This window comes from Ruminococcus sp. 210702-SL.1.03 (assembly GCF_020559915.1).
In the GTDB taxonomy this organism is placed as follows: Bacteria; Bacillota; Clostridia; order Oscillospirales; family Ruminococcaceae; genus YE71.
Genome location: NZ_JAJCLZ010000183.1, coordinates 1 through 242, shown reverse-complemented (window position 1 = coordinate 242; position 242 = coordinate 1). Strand labels below are relative to the sequence as shown.

Sequence of the window (242 nt, the reverse complement as noted above, 5' to 3'; positions counted from 1 at the left end):
GGTTTTGCAGCCCAGAGCCAGCAGTTTCTCCAGGAGTTCCCGGATATAAGCTTCGTCGTAAGAGGTTTTATAAGGCATGCCGGTAAGCAGGCAGGCCTCTGTTATGTTCGGCATAATTACGTCCGCTTTGGCGCAGACCTTTGCCATTTCCGCCGGAAAGCCGCTGTCAAAGGCCGGATAGAGCAGACCATTGTCGGCCATGGCCGGATCGACCAGTACGAGGTTTCCGGGAGTGGTAAAAC

General features: G+C 54.5%; 1 pseudogene. It reads right to left on the bottom strand.

Going from position 1 to position 242, the window contains the following annotated elements:
* Window positions 1-242 (bottom strand): annotated as a pseudogene (locus tag LI114_RS14030) (bifunctional hydroxymethylpyrimidine kinase/phosphomethylpyrimidine kinase); the annotation flags it as partial.